The sequence below is a fragment of the Kitasatospora sp. NPDC056184 genome, assembly GCF_042268405.1.
GTDB lineage: Bacteria > Actinomycetota > Actinomycetes > Streptomycetales > Streptomycetaceae > Kitasatospora.
Genome location: NZ_JBHJUI010000004.1, coordinates 251,865 through 269,798 on the forward strand (window position 1 = coordinate 251,865; position 17,934 = coordinate 269,798).

The 17,934-nt window shown below is 74.3% G+C and carries 17 protein-coding genes; 13 read left to right on the plus strand and 4 right to left on the minus strand.

From position 1 onward, the window contains the following. Positions 1-56: 56 nt before the first annotated feature. Entirely contained in the window at positions 57-866 is an 810-nt protein-coding gene (locus ACFC0B_RS11055; RefSeq protein WP_376084774.1) for a DeoR/GlpR family DNA-binding transcription regulator, read from the minus strand. A gap of 231 nt (positions 867-1,097) precedes the next feature. Between ACFC0B_RS11055 and ACFC0B_RS11060 the strand changes: the two genes are divergently transcribed. Next, positions 1,098-1,691 (plus strand): pyridoxamine 5'-phosphate oxidase family protein, encoded by a 594-nt coding sequence (locus ACFC0B_RS11060; RefSeq protein ID WP_376084775.1) that lies wholly within the window; start codon positions 1,098-1,100, stop codon positions 1,689-1,691. Positions 1,692-1,799: 108 nt separating this feature from the next. Here the strand turns inward: ACFC0B_RS11060 and ACFC0B_RS11065 are convergent, their stop codons facing one another. Then, on the minus strand, positions 1,800-2,195 hold the full coding sequence (locus tag ACFC0B_RS11065) for a transglycosylase family protein (RefSeq protein WP_376084777.1): 396 nt from the start codon (positions 2,193-2,195) through the stop codon (positions 1,800-1,802). A 483-nt stretch (positions 2,196-2,678) separates the two neighbouring features. On the opposite strand from ACFC0B_RS11065, the gene ACFC0B_RS11070 reads away from it, so the two are divergent. Continuing rightward, positions 2,679-3,200, plus strand: coding sequence for a universal stress protein (locus tag ACFC0B_RS11070; RefSeq protein ID WP_376084778.1), 522 nt, complete (start codon positions 2,679-2,681; stop codon positions 3,198-3,200). A 134-nt stretch (positions 3,201-3,334) separates the two neighbouring features. Here ACFC0B_RS11070 and ACFC0B_RS11075 read toward each other — a convergent pair whose 3' ends face one another. Then, entirely contained in the window at positions 3,335-3,685 is a 351-nt protein-coding gene (locus tag ACFC0B_RS11075; RefSeq protein WP_376084780.1) for a chaplin family protein, read from the minus strand. Between the two features lie 198 nt (positions 3,686-3,883). On the opposite strand from ACFC0B_RS11075, the gene ACFC0B_RS11080 reads away from it, so the two are divergent. From ACFC0B_RS11080 to yidD, 8 genes are all read left to right on the plus strand, one after another. Beyond that, on the plus strand, positions 3,884-5,461 hold the full coding sequence (locus ACFC0B_RS11080) for a PLP-dependent aminotransferase family protein (protein ID WP_376084781.1): 1,578 nt from the start codon (positions 3,884-3,886) through the stop codon (positions 5,459-5,461). Positions 5,462-5,698: 237 nt separating this feature from the next. Then, positions 5,699-6,208, plus strand: a complete 510-nt coding sequence (locus ACFC0B_RS11085; RefSeq protein WP_376084783.1) for a hypothetical protein — start codon at positions 5,699-5,701, stop codon at positions 6,206-6,208. A gap of 142 nt (positions 6,209-6,350) precedes the next feature. After that, positions 6,351-7,193 (plus strand): DUF1963 domain-containing protein, encoded by an 843-nt coding sequence (locus tag ACFC0B_RS11090; RefSeq protein ID WP_376084784.1) that lies wholly within the window; start codon positions 6,351-6,353, stop codon positions 7,191-7,193. Positions 7,194-7,442: 249 nt separating this feature from the next. Next, a complete protein-coding gene (locus tag ACFC0B_RS11095; protein ID WP_376084786.1) occupies positions 7,443-8,552 on the plus strand; it encodes a hypothetical protein in 1,110 nt (369 codons plus the stop codon). A 603-nt stretch (positions 8,553-9,155) separates the two neighbouring features. Then, complete coding sequence (locus ACFC0B_RS11100) at positions 9,156-10,568, plus strand: family 2B encapsulin nanocompartment shell protein (protein ID WP_376084787.1); 1,413 nt, start codon at positions 9,156-9,158, stop codon at positions 10,566-10,568. A gap of 220 nt (positions 10,569-10,788) precedes the next feature. Then, positions 10,789-11,781: a hypothetical protein gene (locus tag ACFC0B_RS11105; RefSeq protein WP_376084789.1), complete on the plus strand. Its 993-nt coding sequence runs from the start codon at positions 10,789-10,791 to the stop codon at positions 11,779-11,781. A 125-nt stretch (positions 11,782-11,906) separates the two neighbouring features. Continuing rightward, on the plus strand, positions 11,907-12,680 hold the full coding sequence (locus tag ACFC0B_RS11110; RefSeq protein WP_376084790.1) for a hypothetical protein: 774 nt from the start codon (positions 11,907-11,909) through the stop codon (positions 12,678-12,680). 113 nt (positions 12,681-12,793) lie between these two features. Beyond that, the gene (yidD, locus tag ACFC0B_RS11115; protein ID WP_376084792.1) at positions 12,794-13,408 is read left to right on the plus strand and encodes a membrane protein insertion efficiency factor YidD; all 615 of its coding nucleotides are present in this window, start codon (positions 12,794-12,796) and stop codon (positions 13,406-13,408) included. Between the two features lie 106 nt (positions 13,409-13,514). Here the strand turns inward: yidD and ACFC0B_RS11120 are convergent, their stop codons facing one another. Then, positions 13,515-15,860 (minus strand): glycosyl hydrolase family 18 protein, encoded by a 2,346-nt coding sequence (locus ACFC0B_RS11120; RefSeq protein ID WP_376084793.1) that lies wholly within the window; start codon positions 15,858-15,860, stop codon positions 13,515-13,517. Between the two features lie 319 nt (positions 15,861-16,179). On the opposite strand from ACFC0B_RS11120, the gene ACFC0B_RS11125 reads away from it, so the two are divergent. From ACFC0B_RS11125 to ACFC0B_RS11135, 3 genes are all read left to right on the plus strand, one after another. Beyond that, complete coding sequence (locus ACFC0B_RS11125; protein ID WP_376084795.1) at positions 16,180-16,788, plus strand: class I SAM-dependent methyltransferase; 609 nt, start codon at positions 16,180-16,182, stop codon at positions 16,786-16,788. Between the two features lie 115 nt (positions 16,789-16,903). Beyond that, positions 16,904-17,227 carry a hypothetical protein gene (locus ACFC0B_RS11130; protein ID WP_376084796.1) on the plus strand — a complete coding sequence of 108 codons (324 nt, stop codon included), beginning with the start codon at positions 16,904-16,906 and terminating at the stop codon, positions 17,225-17,227. A 33-nt stretch (positions 17,228-17,260) separates the two neighbouring features. Beyond that, positions 17,261-17,845 (plus strand): TerD family protein, encoded by a 585-nt coding sequence (locus tag ACFC0B_RS11135; RefSeq protein ID WP_376084798.1) that lies wholly within the window; start codon positions 17,261-17,263, stop codon positions 17,843-17,845. The last annotated feature ends 89 nt before the right edge of the window (positions 17,846-17,934 follow it).

The window sequence follows — 17,934 nt, forward strand, 5'->3', positions numbered from 1 at the left end:
GGACACCGCGCGGCGGACGGTCCCCGGTGGAAACCGGGCCGGCCGACCCGCCCGCCTCAGTCCGCGGGGACCGGGGCGACGACCAGTTCCCCGACGGTCTCCGCCAGGGCGGTGCGGGCCTGGGCCTGGAGGCCGGAGTCGGTGACGAACACGTCGATCTCGTCGAGCGCGGCGAACCCGCTGAGCGCGACGACGCCCCACTTGGTGTGGTCGGCCACCACGGCGACCCGGCGCGCCGAGGCGATGAGCGCGCGGTTGGTCTGCGCCTCCGCGAGGTTGGGCGTGGTCAGACCGGCCTTCTCGCAGACCCCGTGGGCCCCGAGGATCAGCAGGTCGACGTGGAGCGAGCGGATCGCCTGGTCGGCCAGCGGGCCGACCAGCGCCGCCGAAGGGGTGGGCGAGCCGCCGGTCAGCAGCAGCGAGGGCGCGCCCGCCGCCGGCTCCTCGTCCGTGGAACGGATCAGCTCCGCGACCGGCAGCGAGTTGGTGACGACGGTGAGCCGCGGGACGTGCAGCAGCCGGGCGGCGACCGCGTACGCCGTGGTGCCCGCCGCGACGGCGACCACGCTGCCCGGCTCGACCAGGGTGGCCGCGGCCTCCGCCACGGCGGCCTTCGCGGCCGACTCCAGCGCCGACTTCGCCTCGAACCCCGGCTCGTCGATGGCGGTGCCGGAGGCGGCGACGGCCCCGCCGTGCACCTTCTTCACCACGCCCGAGCGCTCCAGCGCGTCGAGGTCGCGGCGCACCGTCATGTCGGAGACGCCCAGCTGCTCGACCAGTTCGGCGACGCGCACGGCCCCGCTGCGGCGCACCAGCTCGGCGATCATCGCCTGCCGCTGGTGGGCCAGCAGTCCGTTGTCGGCCAAGGCCCGCTCCCCTCACACACCGGTCACACACCGGTACGCCCCCGGACCCGGACGGTCCGCGAGTCCGTCAAGAATACTGTCCGCCCGTGGACTGCCGCGGACGCCCGTGGACGACCCCGGAAGGGCCGGCGGCGGCCGTCCGCCGAGGCGCGGCCCGTGAGCGGCCGGGGCGTCGTCCCGGATGGTGGAAACCGATCTCCCCGCGGGCTGTCCGGCGGGAGAATCACGTTCATGGGAAAGACCTACGAGAAGATCGACGACCGCTTGCGCGCGTTCATCGAGGCCCAGCCCGTCTTCTTCGTGGCGACCGCGCCGCTCGCCGCCGACGGGCACGTCAACATCTCGCCCAAGGGGCGCTCCGGCACGCTCGCCGTGCTGGACGAACGCACCCTCGCCTACCTGGACTTCGGCGGATCGGGGGCGGAGACGGTGGCCCATGTGCGGGAGAACGGGCGGATCACCGTGATGTGGTGCGCCTTCGAGGGGCCGCCGAAGATCCTGCGGGTGCACGGCCAGGGCGAGGCCGTGTTCCGTGACGACCCGCGCTTCGCCGGGCTGCTCGCACGCTTCGACCCGGCCGCCGACGGGCCCTCGCTGCGCGCGATCGTCCTGGTGGCGGCGGAGCGGGTCGGCGACTCCTGCGGCTTCGCCGTTCCGCTCATGGACTACCGCGAGGACCGCGACCTGCACGCGCAGTACTTCGGCCGCAAGACGGAGGAGGAGTTCAGCGGCTACTGCGAGGGCAAGCCGCACGTGGCCACCAGCATCGACGGACTGCCGGCGATCCCGCTGCCGCTGCCCGCCCGCCCCGCACCGGCCGGCTGACGGGGGCCGGACACAGCACGACGCCGCTGGACGCGGCCGGCCCTCTCGGGGCCCGGCCGGGTGCAGCGGCGTTGTCGTGCGTGCTCCCCGGGAAGGGGACGGCGGGTCTTACTTGGTCAGACCGGCCTTGACGGAGCAGACCGGCCAGGCGCCGGGGCCCTGGGCGGCGAGGACCTTCTCGCCGACGGCGATCTGCTGCGCCTTGGTCGCCTGGTGGGCCTGCGGGGCGTACGCGGTGCCACCGAAGGCGGCCCAGGTGCTGGAGGTGAACTGCAGGCCGCCGTAGAAGCCGTTGCCGGAGTTGATGGCCCAGTTACCGGTGGCCTCGCACGCGGCGACCTTGTCCCACACGGAGGCGGGGGCGGCGGAGGCGCTGTTGGCCGCGACGAGGCCGGCCACCGGGAGGGCGGTGAGCGCCCCGGCCATCAGAGCCATCCGGACGCGGTTGCGGCGCTTGGTGGCGGTGGTGGTGGTGGCAGCGGTGGTCTCGTTACGGAAGGTCATGGGTTTCCTTTCGGAGAGGGTCTGCGAGCGCGCGGAACCAGGCCCTCGGAAGGCCGTCGGTTTCGGGGACACGTCGCTCGCGTGGTTCGGCACCGTGTTCGCTCCGGGGCGGTGAGGCCCTCGTGAGCGGCTTGCTCGGTGCAACGACTTCGAAGTTACGGGGGCTGGGGGGGTGTTTCAAGGAATCGCAGGTTTAGCCACGTCAGAGCAGGGTTACCGCGCGTAAGGATCAAGAAAATGGGTGGATTTGAAGGCAAATGTCCCGATTTTCAAGATCAAACCTCCGGGGAAAGTGGCCTGGGCCACAGCCGGGGCCCTGTGAGGCCGCGCACACGGTCGACGGCGAGTGACGGACGCTCGTCGCGGGGTGCCCGAATCGGGCCCTCCGGAGGTCCGGCGCGGGCGGTCCGGGTGGCCCCCGCCACAGCCCTCACCCGTCGAGCCCCCTGCTGTGACGCACCGTGTCCGGAATAGCCTCGGGCCATGACCAACGAGAGCGATGCGGAGCGGGACGAAGCGGCCTTCGAGGGCGGGGAGCCCGGCGCGGCGGCCGCCCCGGCCGGGTTCGAGCTGGGGACCGACGGCCCCAAGGTGATCCTGGCGGGCCTGGACGGCTCGGACTCCTCCTGGCGCGCCACCGCCTACGCGGCCGGCCTGGCCCGGCGGCAGAACGCCACCCTGGCGATCGCCTACATCCAGCCGGTCCTGGGCGCGGCCACCGCCCTGGCGGGTGCGGCCGTCGAGGAGACCACCCAGGAGATCGCCGAGGAGCTGCTCACCGCGATCCGCGAGGCCGAGCACCGGATGCGCGACGTCTGGCAGGTGGACTGGCGGTTCCTGACCGTGCGCGGCGACCCGTACACGGGGCTGGCGCGGCTGGCGGACGAGCTCCGGGCCGACGGCGTGGTGGTCGGCGCCTCCGAGCAGGCCGGGCACCGGGTGATCGGATCGGTGGCGGTGCGGCTGGTCAAGGCGGGCCGCTGGCCGGTCACGGTGGTCCCGTAGCCGCTCGTCCCGTAGGCGCTCGTTCCGTAGCCGTTCGTCGCGGAGTGGAAGGAGCGAGGGCTGCGGTCCCGGGGGTGCCGGGACCGCAGCCCTCGGCATGCGGTGGGGACGCCGGCGTCACCGGCGCGCTTCGGTCAGAGGATGGAGAGGCTGTTGCCGCAGACGTTGATCGGGATGCTGATCGGGATCTGGATCTGGTTGCCGGACAGCACGCCCGGCGAGTTGGCCACCACGCCGGTGGCCGAGGCCCCGCCCTCGTTGATACAGGTGGTGCCGCCGCCCCCGGGGAAGCCGTGGTGGGAGGGGGCCTCGGGAGCGTGGTGCCCCTGGTGCTCCTGGGGCTTCTGGTGCTCGTGGTGGGAGGAGGCCGTGGGGGCGTGGTGCTCGTGCTCGTCGCAGTCGCCCGCGAAGGCGGGGCCGGCGGAGAGGACCGCCAGCGCGGCGCTGAGGCCGGCGGCGATCAGGTACTTCCTGGTGTTGGTCATGCCGAAGGAATAGCCAGCCGACACGCTGAGGGCGACGCAATCCGACCATCGGATCACCCGATCGCAGTCGGAAGCGCACACCGATGCAGGAACGCCGCCACCCGCCCGGTGCAGCCGTCCGGGGCCCGCCGCTGCGAGCTTCCGGGGCGGTGGGCCCGGCCCCGGAGCCGTCCGGGCCCGGCGATAGGGTGCATGCCCATGACGGACACCTCGGTCGATCCGCCCCGGACACCCCGCCGCTCCGCCGGAACGGGCGAGGCGGCACGTCCCGCCGCGCGGCCGTCCCGCCGCCCCGGCCGCCGGACGGACGACGTGAACGCCACCGCCACCGCTGCCGACGCCGCCGCCCGCTCCGACGCGGGCCCGTCCGGCACCGACCTGCACCTCGACCTGTCCGCCGCCGGCAGCCGCCGGTCCGCCCTGATGGCCGCCCTGCGCGAGGCGATCCGCAGCGGCCGGCTCGCCCCCGGCACCCGGCTGCCGCCCTACCGCACGCTCGCCGCCGACCTCGGCATCGCCCGCAACACCGCCGCCGACGCCTACGCCGAACTGGTCGCCGAGGGCTGGCTCACCGCCCGCCAGGGCTCGGGCACCGCCGTCGCCGAGCGGGCCGAACCCGCCGCCGCGAACCGCGCCCGCCGCTCCTCCCGCCCGTCGCGCCCCGCCCACGACCTGCGGCAGGGCCAGCCCGACGCCGCCGCCTTCCCGCGCACCGCCTGGCTCGCCGCCGGGCGCCGGGCGCTCACCGCCGCGCCCAACGAGGCGTTCGGCCCCGGTGACCCGCAGGGAAGGCGCGAACTGCGCGAGGTCCTCGCCGACTACCTCGCCCGGGCCCGCGGGGTGCGGACCGACCCGGACCGGATCGTGGTCTGCTCCGGCTTCGCGCACGCGCTGCGCCTGCTGTTCGACGGCCCGCGCGCGGTGCTCCCCGCCCGGAGCACCGGCCCGCTCGCCGTGGAGGGCTACGGCCTGGGCTTCCACCGAGGTCTGCTGGCCGCCGCCGGGGTCACCGCCGTCCCGCTCCCGCTCGACGAGCACGGCGCGCGGGTCGGCGCCCTGGCCCACCACCGGGGGGTCCGGACGGCGCTGCTCACCCCCGCCCACCAGTTCCCGACCGGGGGACCGCTGCACGCGGGCCGCCGGGCGGCCGTGGTCGACTGGGCGCGCGGCCGCGGCGGGCTGGTCCTGGAGGACGACTACGACGGCGAGTTCCGCTACGACCGGCAGCCGGTCGGCGCGGTGCAGGGCCTGGACCCGGAGCGGGTGGTCTACCTCGGGACGGCCAGCAAGAGCCTCAGCCCGGCCCTGCGGCTGGGCTGGATGGTGCTGCCCGACCACCTGGTGGACCGGGTGCTCGCGGCGAAGGGGGAGCGCGAGGGCTGGGTCAGCGCGCTGGAGCAGCTGACCCTGGCCGAGTTCATCGACTCGGGCGGCTACGACCGGCACGTGCGGCGGATGCGCCGCCGCTACCGCGACCGCCGGGACCGGCTGGTCGACGCGCTGGCCGAGCGGGCTCCGCACATCGAGGTCACCGGGATCGCGGCCGGGCTGCACGCGGTGCTCCGGCTCGCGCCCGGCACCGAGCGCTCGGTGCTCAAGGCGGCCGCCTACCGGGGGCTGGCCCTGGACGGCCTGGCCGACTTCCGGCACCCGCTGCTCGCGCCGGAGGCGATGCCGGCGGTGGACGGCCTGGTGGTCGGCTACGCGACCCCGCCCGACCACGCCTACCCGGCGGCGCTGGAGGCGCTCTGCGCGATCCTGCCGCCGCCGCTCTGACCGCCGCTCCGACCGTTGCTGCGGCCGCTGTTCCGGCCGCCGACCGGGGCCCCCGCCGTTCCGGCCGGACGCTCCGCCGCTCCGCGCGGGCGGGCGCGGAGGGTAGGGCTGCGGCCGCCGGGGTGCGAGGGGAACCGGAAGGTAATCGCCCCGGTGTCCGCTCGCGTGTCATATGCCGGTACGGACCGGTGCGGAGGCCGCCGCCGGTGCCCGGGCAGCCGCCTACGCTCCTTGGTCATGCGCACTTCATTCCTGAGCCGCTTCGGCCTGCCCGCGATCCTCGCCTTCGTCGCCGCCCTGCTGCTGTCGGTGACCCCCGCCCACGCCGGCACCCCGGTGCTGTCCGTCGCCGTCGACAAGACGACGGCCACCCCCGGCTCCGCCGTCACCCTGACGCTCACCCTGACCAACCCGCACGACACGCCGGCCCAGTTCGTCTACCAGTCCGTTCAGCCGACCTACAACACCACGCTGAACACCGGCCTGAAGTACGGCTTCTCCTCCTGCGGCGGCAATGTCACCAGCTGTGACACCGGCGCCACCAGCGGCCTGGTCCACCACTCCGTCCCGGTCGCGGCCGGCGCCACCACCACGGTCACGCTGACCTACACCATCGGGGCCGACTCGGTCTGCGGCAACGGCGCGCGGATCGACTTCTACACCTACCTCTACTACGAGTACGCGAACGGCACCGCCAGCGACTCCGGCATCTTCAACGTCCCCGGCAACGAGGTCGTCTGCTCCTGACGGCCGAGCCAGTTCCCCGATGACCCCCCGTCAGGTGCCGGTCGCCCCCGTAGCGGCACCTGACGGGGCCTTCGCCGTTTCCGGCGCCGGCCCCCGCGGCCGCCGGCCCGGTGTTGTCGGACCCTCGTGGCAGGCTGGGCGCATGGCCGAACTCGTGACCACCGAAACCCGCGTGACCGCCCCCGGCGAGGCCGTGCCGCCGATACCCGGCGAGGTCGCGGAGCTGATCCGCGCCCGGGCCGGCGAGCGGCTGGCGCCCCTGGTCCACGGGCTGTTCCGCTCCTCCCTGGTCCTCGACCCCGCGGCGGACACCGGGGACGCCGGGGACGCCGAATCGGCCGGGGACGCGGCGGACGCCGGGCTCGCCGGACGGCTCGGCGGGCTGCCCGCGCTGCCGCCGGGCACCGACTGGCCGGAGTTCGCCGACCGCCCGATGCAACTGCTCGCCCAGCTCGACTGCGCCGCGCTCGCCGCGTCCTTCGAGGCCGGCGGACCGGACGCCGGCGGCTGGCCGCTGCCCGCCGACGGGCTGCTGCTCTTCTTCCAGGACGAATGGCTCTCCGACTTCACCGGTCGCGGCTGCCGCGTCCTGCACGTGCCCGCCGGTGCGCCGCCGCGGCCCGCGCCGGTCGCCGAGCGGGGCACGCCCGCCGTCCCGGCCGTCCCGGTCCGGGCCGCCCGGGCCCTGTCCGCGCCGTCCTACCAGGACCGCGAGCTGGAGCGGCTGTTCCCCGACGACTTCCTGATCGCCCTCGACCTGGCCCAGGACCTCGCCGAGCAGCTGCCGCGGCCGGCGGTCCGGGTGCTCGGCTGGTGCGACAGCGACACCGGCCGCCCCGAGGGCCACCGCCCGCTGCTCCAGATCGAGAGCGGTGTGCTGGCCGCCGACTGGGGCGAGTGCGTCAACGTCTCCTTCTGGATCACCCACGAGGACCTCGCGGACGGGCGCTTCGACCGGGTCCGGCACGGCTTCGAGATCGCCTGACGGGCGGGAGTCCGAAGCCGCGTCCCGAGGCGTGTCCGACCATTCCCGCCGGGCGTGCGACGCCAGGGCACGCACGCCCCCGGCCTGTCGGCCGGGAGGTGCCCCCGCCGCACGGACTCCGCCCCCGGGGAGCCGCACGCTGATCCGACGCGAACGGCCGGACACGCCTAGGCTGGGAGGAGGCCCGGGCGACTCGTCGGCCGCCGGTCCGGGCCCGGCCGGAGTGCCCGGCGGAGCGGTGGGACGGACGTGGCCCCAACGACAGGCCCGGACCCAGGGCAGCAGGACCCCGGACGGCAGGACCCCGGACAGCAGGACCCCGGACACCCGGAGCAGTCCGGGCCGCCCGGGGCCGACGAGGGCGCCCCCCTCGCCGAGCTGATGCGCTCGATGCGCGAGCGCCCCTCCCGGATGCCGGAGCTGCTCGCCGTCTTCGGCGTCCGCCACCGCGGCCCCCGGGCCGCCCGCCGGGTCGCGATGCTCCGGGCGGCCCACCCGGAGGCCTCGGATCGCGAGCTGGCGCAGCGGGCGGTCGACCACGCCCGCCGGGTCAGTCAGAACGAGGGCGCGTTCGTCGCCGGTCCCTTCCTCTGGATGGCCCCGTTCGCCTTCTGCAGTGCGCTGCTGGCCCAGGGGCAGCTGCTGCTGGAACTCGCCGCGCTCGCCGGCAAGGACCCCACGGACCGGGCCCGCGCCCCCGAGCTGCTCGTCCTCCAGGGGGCCCACCCGGACCTCGCCGCCGCCGAACGGGCCCTCGCGGCCGGCCCGCCGCCCGAGGAGGGGCCGGCGACCCGGCCCGGCCGCTTCCGGGGGTTCGGCTCGCTGCTGTGGCGCATGGCCCGCCTGCTCGGACTGACCAGCGAGGACGTCGTCCCCCCGCCGTCCCGGTGGCGGACCGCGGGGGAGTGGGGGCTGCTCGCGCTGGTGTTCCTGGTGGGCTTCGTCGCCCCGCTGATCTGGCTCCCGTACATGGCGTTCTCCTACAACCGGGCCACCGACCGGCTGGCCGCCCGCGGGATCGCCTTCCACTTCGGCGGGGAGTCGGCCGACTGGCCGGCGCCCCGCGCGGGCCGGACCGAGCCCGGGCTGGTGGTCGCCACCACCCGGGCCGCGTTCGGGCTGTTCGTGCCGATCGCGGCGGTGGGCGTCCTGCTGGTCGCCGACATCCGGCTCGCCGACAGCCGCTGGCCGGCGCTGGCCCTGGTCCTGGTCGCCCTCTCCGTCGTGGTGAGCGGGATCTGGTGGATGGAGCACTGGCGCTCCCTGCATCCGCGCCGGAGCCGGTCTCCACGCGCCCGCGGGAGATCGAGGTCCGCACCGAAGAAGCCCCCTGACGGTCGGTCACGGAGCGGTGGTTAGGCTGCCCGAAGGGCCGCGGGGCGGACCGGGTGGGCCGGCCGTTCTTCGCCCGGTACGACGAACGGGCCACCTGGTTCCATCAGTTGAGGCCGGCTTCATTCGAGCGACGCCCCTGGTTCACCGGGCAGCCGCGGTTCGCGGAGGAGGCGGCACCGGTCTGATCAGGGGCCCCGTCGAGGCCCCTGTCGCCACCCCCGATCGCACTATGTTCGAATCTCGAACACATGTGCGATCGATCCGGGCCTCACCGGCTGGGGGACAGGTCCGCACGCTCCCCCGTTCGGGTGGGGTGGATCGTTCCTACGTCTGGGCGATTCGCATGCGTAGGAATGGGCGGTCCGGGTGGCACGCGGTCCTCGGATTCAAACCTTCCGATCGGAGAGATTCACCCTATCGGGGGGCGCTCGGCTGCGGTGCGGGGTTGCCGGGTCCTTGGTGATCTAGGGTTCCGATGGATTGCCCGAGCGGGAGCACCGCATCGCGAAGGCCGCCAACACTCCCACCGATACGCGTATCTGATGATCCGTCGCAATCGAGACACCGGCTGCCGCCGGCCGTACGACGGGTCGGCGTGACCCGATCACACGAAGGAGATCCCTGCCGATGTCCGTGGAGACGACCACCCCGGAGACACCGCAGGTGGCCCAGCAGTCCAGCCTGACGACGGCCGCTGCGCGCAATCTTGCCACGACCACCAAGTCCGCACCGCAGATGCAGGAGATCACCTCCCGCTGGCTGCTCAAGGTGCTGCCCTGGGTGCAGGCCGCCGGTGGCGCCTACCGGGTCAACCGCCGGCTGACCTACACCGTGGGCGACGGCCGGATCGAGTTCATCAAGACCGGTTCCGAGGTCCGGGTGATCCCGCAGGAGCTCGGCGAACTGGCGCTGCTGCGCGGCTTCGAGGACGACGAGGTGCTCGCCGCGCTGGCCGACCGGTGCGAGCAGCGCGACTTCGGCCCGGGCGAGGTGCTCGCCGAGCGCGGTGCGCCCGCGGACCGGATCTACCTGATCGCGCACGGCAAGATCAACCAGATCGGCACCGGCAAGTACGGTGACGAGACGGTGGTCAGCGTGCTCGGCGACGGCGACCGCTTCGGCGAGCACGCGGTGCTCGACGCGGACGCGGTCTGGGAGTTCACGGCCAAGACGGTCACCGCCGGCACCGTGCTCTCGCTGCCCCGCCGGGACTTCGAGCGGATCCGGGACGACTCGCCCGCGCTGCGGCAGCACCTGGAGTCCTTCCTCGCCCTGCCGCTCCAGGCCCAGAACGAGCGCGGCGAGGCCGAGATCGCCATGTCGGCCGGCCACCACGGCGAGTACCAGCTCCCCGGCGCCTTCGTGGACTACGAGCTGAAGCCGCGCGAGTACGAGCTGAGTGTCGCCCAGACGATCCTCAAGGTGCACACCCGGGTCGCCGACCTCTACAACCAGCCGATGAACCAGATCGAGCACCAGCTCCGGCTGACCATCGAGGCCCTGCGCGAGCGCCAGGAGCACGAGCTGGTCAACAACCCGGAGTTCGGCCTGCTCAACAACGCCGACTTCGACCAGCGGATCCAGACCCACTCCGGCCCGCCCACCCCGGACGACCTGGACGAGCTGCTCAACCGCCGCCGCGACCCCGACTACCTGCTCGCCCACCCGCGGACCATCGCCGCGATCGGCCGCGAGCTGAACGCGCGCGGGCTCTACCCGCACCACGTCGACCTCGGCGGGCAGCAGGTGCCGGCGTGGCGCGGCGTTCCGATCCTGCCGTGCAACAAGATCCCGATCAGCAAGGAGAACACCAGCTCGATCCTGGTGATCCGTACCGGCGAGGACAACCAGGGCGTCATCGGCCTGCACCAGACCGGAATTCCGGACGAGTACCAGCCGAGCCTGTCGGTCCGGTTCATGGGCATCGACGAGAAGGCGATCATCTCCTACCTTGTGAGTGCCTACTACTCCGCCGCGATCCTGGTTCCGGACGCGGTCGGTGTGCTGGAGAACGTCGAGATCGCGCACGGGCGCCGCTGAGGCGCAGCTCGGGCGGGCCGTCCCCGGAGGGCCCGCCCCGGGCCGGGCGTAACCGGTCCACCGCATGATCGTTTCACCGGATGCCGGACGGCCCGCCCTTGCGGCGGGCCGTCCGGTGTCGGCCCCCGCCCGGCGCGGCCGACCTCCTGACGACACGAGAGGTGCACGGAGCCATGCCGCAGCCCCAGCCGCCCCGGCGGATACCGATGGACGGGCCGTCGTGACCGCGGACCGGAGCCCGGCACCCGTCGCCGCCGGGCACGGTGCCTCCGGCGGCCCCCGTGCGCGGCGGATCGGGCTGGTCGGGGCGGCCGCCGGGGTGGCCGCGCTCTGCGCGCTGGTGAGCGGCTCCGCCGCCGCGCGCCCCACGGCGGCGCAGCACGGCGGGGGGTGGCCGCACGGGCCGGTCGTCGGGACCTGCGTCACCACGAGGACGGACGTCGCGGTCGGGGTCGACCGGGGCGGCGTGGACGTCGAGGTGGACGTGGACGTCGAGGTCGGTGTGAGCGTCGACCTCTCCGGGGTCCTGCACCACCCGCACCCGACGCCGACCCCGAAGCCGTGGCCCACCAAGCCCTGGCCGCCGAAGCCGACGCACCACCACCCCTGTCCGTCGCCGTCGCCCACGCCGACTCCCACGCCGACCCCGACTCCCACGCCGACGCCCCGGCCCACCCCGACGCCGACCCCCAGCGCGACACCGACACCGACACCGACCGTCACGCCGGTGCCCACCCCGGTGCCGACCCCGGTGCCCACGCCGCCGCCGAGCCGGGCTCCGGTACAGCCCGCCCCGCCGGCCCCGCCCGCTCCGACGCCGAGGCCCACCCCGCCGCCCGCGTCGCCCCGGCCGCCGGCCCCCGTTCCCACCCCCACGCCGAGACCGGCGACCCCGCCGCCCGCGCCGGTGGTCCCGCCGCCGCCCGCGCCCGAACCGCCCGCGCCGACCCCGCCGCCGCCCAGCCCGGCCCCGACGCCCCCGGTGCCCAGCCCGGTGCGGTCGGCCGTGACGCTGCGGCCCGTCCCGCCGGCCCCGCCGCCCGTCGAGGCACCCGAGCGGCACCACGGCGGCTCGCCGACCAGGACCATGCTGGTGGTCACCGTGCCCGCGGTCCTCGCGGCGGCGGCCCTGCGCCCCCGTGGGCGAGCCGGTCGCGGTGGCAGTGGAGGCTCCCGCGGTTCCGGCGGCTCCGGTGGTTCCAGCGGCTCCTGACGCCGCCTCCCCTTCCGTTCCCCTTCCCCCTTCGCTTCCCGTTCGTCGGACCGTTCCCGGCCCGACGAACGGTCCCGACTGTTTCCGATCGACCCTGTCGATCCCCGACCGAGAAAGGAGTTCCCATGTCCGAGTGGTTGGCGCTGGCCATCGCCATGCTGGCGGCCGGCGCCGTCGTGGTGGCGGTGGTGCTGCTGAGGCACCGCCGCGCCGGTGCGGACGAGGACACCGACGAGACGCCCGACGTCATCGAGTACATGACGATGATGATCGGCGTGGTCTACGCGATCGTGCTCGGCCTCGCCATCGCCGGCGTCTGGGAGGCGCGGGGCGTGGCCCAGGACGACGTCTTCCGCGAGGCGCAGTCGCTGCACGAGGTGAGCGAGCGGGCGCAGGTCTACCCGGTGGAGTTCCGCGACAAGATCCGCGACGACGTCGACGCCTACGTCTCCTACGTCGTGGACGTGGAGTGGACGTACATGCGCGAGAACGGCGAGATCTCCGACCGGGGCACCGAGTTGCTGGAGAAGCTGCGCACCGACGTCGCGACCCGCGCCCCGGCCTCCGACCTGGAGGCCCAGGCCTATCAGCCGATCATGGACCGGATCAGCATCGCCGACGACGCCCGCAACGCGCGCGGCCAGAACGCCGGCCCGACCATGCCCGGTGTGGTCTGGTTCGGCCTGATCGTGGGCGCGGTGGTGACGGTCGGCATGGTGTTCGCCCTGCAGATCCGGCGCTCCACCCGGGAGTTGCTGCTGGCCGGGGCGTTCAGCGCGCTGATCGCCTTCCTGCTGTTCCTGATCTGGGACTTCGACGACCCGTTCGGCCGCAGCGTCTCGGTCACCACCCAGACGTTCACCGACCTGTTCCCGCACCTGGGCGGCGGGAGCGGCTGAGCGCCGTCCCCGGTCCTCCGGGCGGCCGACCCCCGCGCCCGCGGCCTTCGATACTCTGAGCGAGCCGTTGGGGGTCGGCCCCGGCGTGCCCGCGCCGAGAGGAACCGTCAGCGTTGTCCCATCAGCAGCCCGCCCAGGGCGAACCGTTCCCGACCACCCAACGCCCTGGACGCGCCTGGTGGTGGCTGCCGGCCGAGGAACGCCGCCGGCGCAAGCGCCGGCAGCAGGAGTGGAAGGCGTACCTGCGCAGGCACGGGGAGCGGAAGAAGGACAACGACCCGGAGGACTGCCTCCCCTCCGGTTGCAGCGGAGGAGGAGGCGGCGGCGGTTGCGGCGGCGGCAACGGCGGGTGCGGGGGTGGCGGCGGCGGGTGCGACGGCCCCTGCCTGATCGCCCTGTTCCCGGTGATGACGGCCGCCGGCGTCCGGTTCGCCCTCACCGGCGGCCGGGGGCGGCGGGCGGCGCACCGCGCGGACCCCGCCGCGCCGCCGCCGCGGGGCCTGGCCGCCGGGGTGCTGTACGGCGCGGTGCGCCACTACCGCACCGAGATCAGCCCGAAGCGCGCGGCCTGCTGCCCGTACACCCCGACCTGCTCGACCTACGCCGTCCAGGCGCTGCACCGGCACGGCGCGCTGCGCGGTGCCCGGCTCACGGCGGGCCGGCTGCTGCGGTGCCGCCCCGGCGTGGCCCGGCGCGGCGGCGGGGTCGACCCGGTGCCGGAGCGCTGAGGTCGGCCCGCCGGTTCCGGAGCGCCCTGCGGGTGCCGCGAAGCCCCCGGGGGCCGGCCGGTGCACCACCACCGGCCGGCCCCGCAGGGACCGTTGACGCGGAGCGTCAGTTCAGGCTGCCGCTCATCGCGTTGAGCATGGTGCCGGAGGCGTCGTCGTTCTCCAGGGAGAAGGCGAACATCCCGGCCAGGCCCTTGCTCTTCGCGTAGGCGCCGCGGGCCTGGACGGCCTGCGGGGTGTCACCGGTCCAGAAGTTGGTGCCGTCGTACACCCAGGAGGACTCGGTCACCGGGTCCCAGTGGGTGTTGGCGGCGGTCGGGTTGAGCTCCTTCCAGGCGGCCAGGCCGGCCTCCGCGCTCAGCGGCTTGGCCGGGGTCGGGCCGGTCGCGCTCTGGTAGAGGCCGAAGTTGTTGCCGGCCGGCACGCCGGTCCAGCCCCGCCAGTAGAAGGGCACGCCCAGCACGATCTTGTTGGCCGGGAAGCCGCCCGCGATGCCGTACTCCGGCAGGCCGGTGGTGTACGCGGTGATCGTGGTGTCGACGTTGTACTTGCGGTTGCCCGGGGTGATCGGCGTGGTCGGGTCGGCCGGGCTGTCGTGCAGCGGGTCCTGGTGGTTCGTCGGGCCCTTGGCGTCCCACGCGCCGTGCATGTCGTAGGTCATGACGTCGGCGTAGTCCAGGTACGCGCCGATCTTGTCGGTCTCCAGCTGCGCGATCTTGTCCTGGCCGCTGGGCAGCGCCGCGGTCAGCAGGAACTTCTTGCCCTGGGCGTTGCCGAGGGCGTCCAGCTGGGTGCGGAACTCCTTCAGCAGCAGGGTGAAGTTCTGCTTGTCGGCGGGGGAGTAGTGGTTGCCGGTGTGGCCGCCGGCCGAGCCCGGGTACTCCCAGTCGAGGTCGATGCCGTCGAAGAGCCCGGCCGCCGCCGCGGCGCCGCCCGCCGGGTCACCGGCCACGTTGGCGGGCAGGTTCCCCTTGAGGAACATGTCGAGGCAGGAGGAGACGAACTTCTTGCGGGAGGCGTCGGTCGCGGCCGCGTCCGAGAAGTACTTGGAGTACGTCCAGCCGCCGATGGAGATGGCGATCCGCAGGTTCGGGTACTTGGCCTTCAGCTGGCGCAGCTGGTTGAAGTTGCCCTTGAGCGGCTGCTCCCAGGTGTCGGCGGTGCCGTCCACGCTGGCCGCGCCGTTGTAGTCGGCCTGGTAGTCCGCGTAGGCGTCGCCGGCGCCGTCGCCGGCGTTCGGGTTGTTCTCGTTGGCCGAGTCCGAGGCCTTGACCGCCTGGAAGCAGGTCAGGTTGGTCGGGTGGATGTTGGCGAACGCGTACTGGAGGACGTCCAGCTTGCCGGCGGCGCCGCTGGTGTCGACGTTCTTCGCGTGGTACGCGTTCTCGTAGACGCCCCACTGGTCGAAGTAGGCCGCGCGGAACGGGCTGTTGGCGGGCGCCGCGGCGGTGGTGGTGCTCACCCGGGCGGACTGGGCCGAGGCGTGGCTGCCGGAGTAGCCCTGGACGGTGAAGGTGTAGCCGCGGGTCGGCAGCAGCGAGCTGACCGCCACCGAGGTGCCCATCGAGGTGGCGACCAACTGGTCGCCCGCGTACACCTTGTACGCGACCGGGGCGTCGCCGGCGGTCGCGGTGGACGGCTGCCACGTGAGGACCACGGCGTTGTGGGTGACCTTGGAGACGGTGACGCCGCTCGGGGTGGTGACCTTGCCGTCCCCGGCGGGGCCGGTGCCGGTCGAGGTGGCGGTGGGCGTCACGGTGGGGCTGTTGGTGGCCGTCGGGCTGTTGGTGGCGGTCGGACTGTTGGTCGCCGTGGGGCTGTTCGTCGCGGTCGGGCTGTTGGTGGCCGTGGGGCTGCTCGTGGCGGTGGGGCTGTTGGTGGCCGTCGGGCTGGCCGTGCCGGTCGGGCCCGCCGGGCCGGTGAGGCTGAGGTCGTCGGCCTGGTACGCACCGGTGCCGTACCAGCCGTGGGTGAAGACCGTCACCGAGGTGGTGGCCGCGCCCGTGGTGAAGGTGGTGCTCAGCTGGGTCCAGCCGGTGGCGTTGGGCGCCCAGCTCTGGGAGTTGACGCCGGTTCCGGTGGCGCCCAGGTAGACGTAGTTGCCGCGCACCCAGCCGGCCAGGGTGTAGGTGGTGTTCGGCGCCACGGCGACGGTCTGCTGGCACTGCGCGGTGTCGGACGCCGAGGCGGCGCCGTTGAGGGCGTAACCGCCCCCGTGCACCGGCGTGGTGACGACCGATCCGTTGGCGCAGGTCCAGCCGGCCAGGGTGCCGGTTTCGAGGTCGCCGTTGCCGAGCAGGTTGACGGCGGCGGCCGAGGCGGTGTCGAGGGAGAGCGCGAGGGCGGCGCTGCCGGTGCTGAGGGTGGCGGCCAGGGCGAGCGCGAGCGCCCGGCGGCGCGGGGCTGCGGCCCGGCGCTCAGCGGGGCGCGCGGACATGACACGGTCGTGCATGCGGTGGTCCTCCGGAGGAGTGGGGGTTCCGGCGGTGCGGCGGCCCGGAGTGGGCCGGGGGAGCCGGACCGGACGCCGTGGGGGGCGCGCGGTCGGGTGAACACGTGCGGCAGGGCAGGATGCGGCAGGGCGTGCGGGATCGTGGCGCCGGCCGGCCCGGGGGCCGCAGCGGTCACGACATCACAGATTGGACTGGACCAATATTCCCCGTCAAGGGTGTCCGGCGGGCGGACCGTCGGCGGCCGCACGACCGGTGGGACGGGCGCGGGCCCGGTACGGTGGCCTCCCGAGAGGTCCCGCGTCGAACGGAGTACGGGTCATGGACAGCCGCGCCTGGGACGACCGCTACGCCGCCAGCGAGCTGGTCTGGGGCACCGAACCCAACCGCTGGGTGGTTCGCGAACTGGCGGGGCTCGCCCCCGGGCGGGCCCTGGATCTCGCCGCCGGGGAGGGCCGCAACAGCATGTGGCTGGCCGGCCTCGGCTGGGAGGTCACCGGTCTGGACTTCTCCACCGTCGCCCTCGGCCGCGCCGAACGGCTCACGGCCGCCCTGCCCGACGAGGTGGCGGACCGCCTCACCTGGCGGCACGGCGACGCCCGCGCCTTCGAGGCCCCGCCCGAGGGCTACGACCTGGTCCTGGTCGCCTATCTGCAGCTCCCCGCCGAGGACCGCCGGGCCGCGCTGCGCCGGGGCGCCGGGGTCCTCGCCCCGGGCGGCACCCTGCTGGTGGTCGGCCACGACTCCGCCAACCTGGCCGAGGGGGCCGGCGGCCCCCGGGACCCGGCGGTGCTCTTCACCCCCGAGGACGTCCTCGCCGACCTGGCCGGCACCGGGCTGCGCACCGTCCGCGCCGAGCGGGTCCGCCGCCCGGTGGGCGACGGGGCGGAGGCGGTCGACGCCCTGGTCCGCCTGGAGCGGGCGGCCTGAGCGGGCTGCGGGTTCCCAGAGGTCTGGACCAATACCCCCATTCAGGAAGATCCGCGAATTCCGGTCCATTCGTGGGCGATGTTCCCTCGGCCGTCATTTCCGATACCCGTCGCCGGTGGTCACCACCGACCGCGCGGACTGCGGCGACCAACTGTGGTGGGCCGTCTCGCTGCAGAGGGGCGGGTGCCGGCTGAAGAACTACTGCAGCCTGCGCTGCGTGATCGTCCGGGGCGGCCGGCCCGGGAACGGCGCGGTGGTGGGCGGCTGCGACAAGAACTTCGCCGACCAGCTGGACCTGGTGGCCGTTCGGGTCGCCGGTGGTGCCGTACCGTCGGCGGACGATGCGGCACCGCCTGCTTCCGCCGGGCGCCCGCGGGGTATGGAGCTGTCCCGGGACGAGGGCGTACGCGGGGCGCGGAAAAGATCTACAGTGCTGTAGATTCGAGCGCAGGCGAGCAACGAGGAGGGCGCGATGAGCGTTTCGCTGGCGAAGGGTCAGAAGCTGAGCCTGGAGAAGCCGGGTGGAGGCCGACTGGGCGTGGTGCGGATGGGCCTCGGCTGGCGGGCCGCGCAGAAGAAGGGCTTCCTCGCGAAGCTGTTCGCCGGCCAGGACATCGACCTGGACGCCTCGGCCGTGCTGTTCGCCGCAGGCAAGCCGGTCGACGTGGTGTTCTTCCAGCACCTCACCAGCAACGACGGCTCGGTGCGGCACAGCGGCGACAACCTGACCGGCGGCTCCGGGGACGCGACCGACGACGAGACCATCATCGTCGACCTCACCGCCGTGCCCGCCGAGGTGGACCAGATCCTCTTCACCGTCAACTCGTTCACCGGCCAGACCTTCCAGGAGGTCGAGAACGCCTTCTGCCGCCTGGTCGACACCCAGACCGGTACCGAGCTGGCCCGCTACACGCTCACCGGCGGCGGTGCGTACACCGCGCAGATCATGGCCAAGGTGCAGCGCTCCGCGGGTGGCTGGCAGATGACCGCGATCGGCCAGCCGGCCAGCGGGCGCACCTTCCAGGACCTCATGCCGGAGCTCGTCAAGCACCTCTGACCGGCGGACCGGCCGGCCGCCCGCCACACCGGCCGGCCGGTCCGTCCGACCCCTCCCGGAGCCCCCGGGACGGGCCCGCCGGTGCGCTC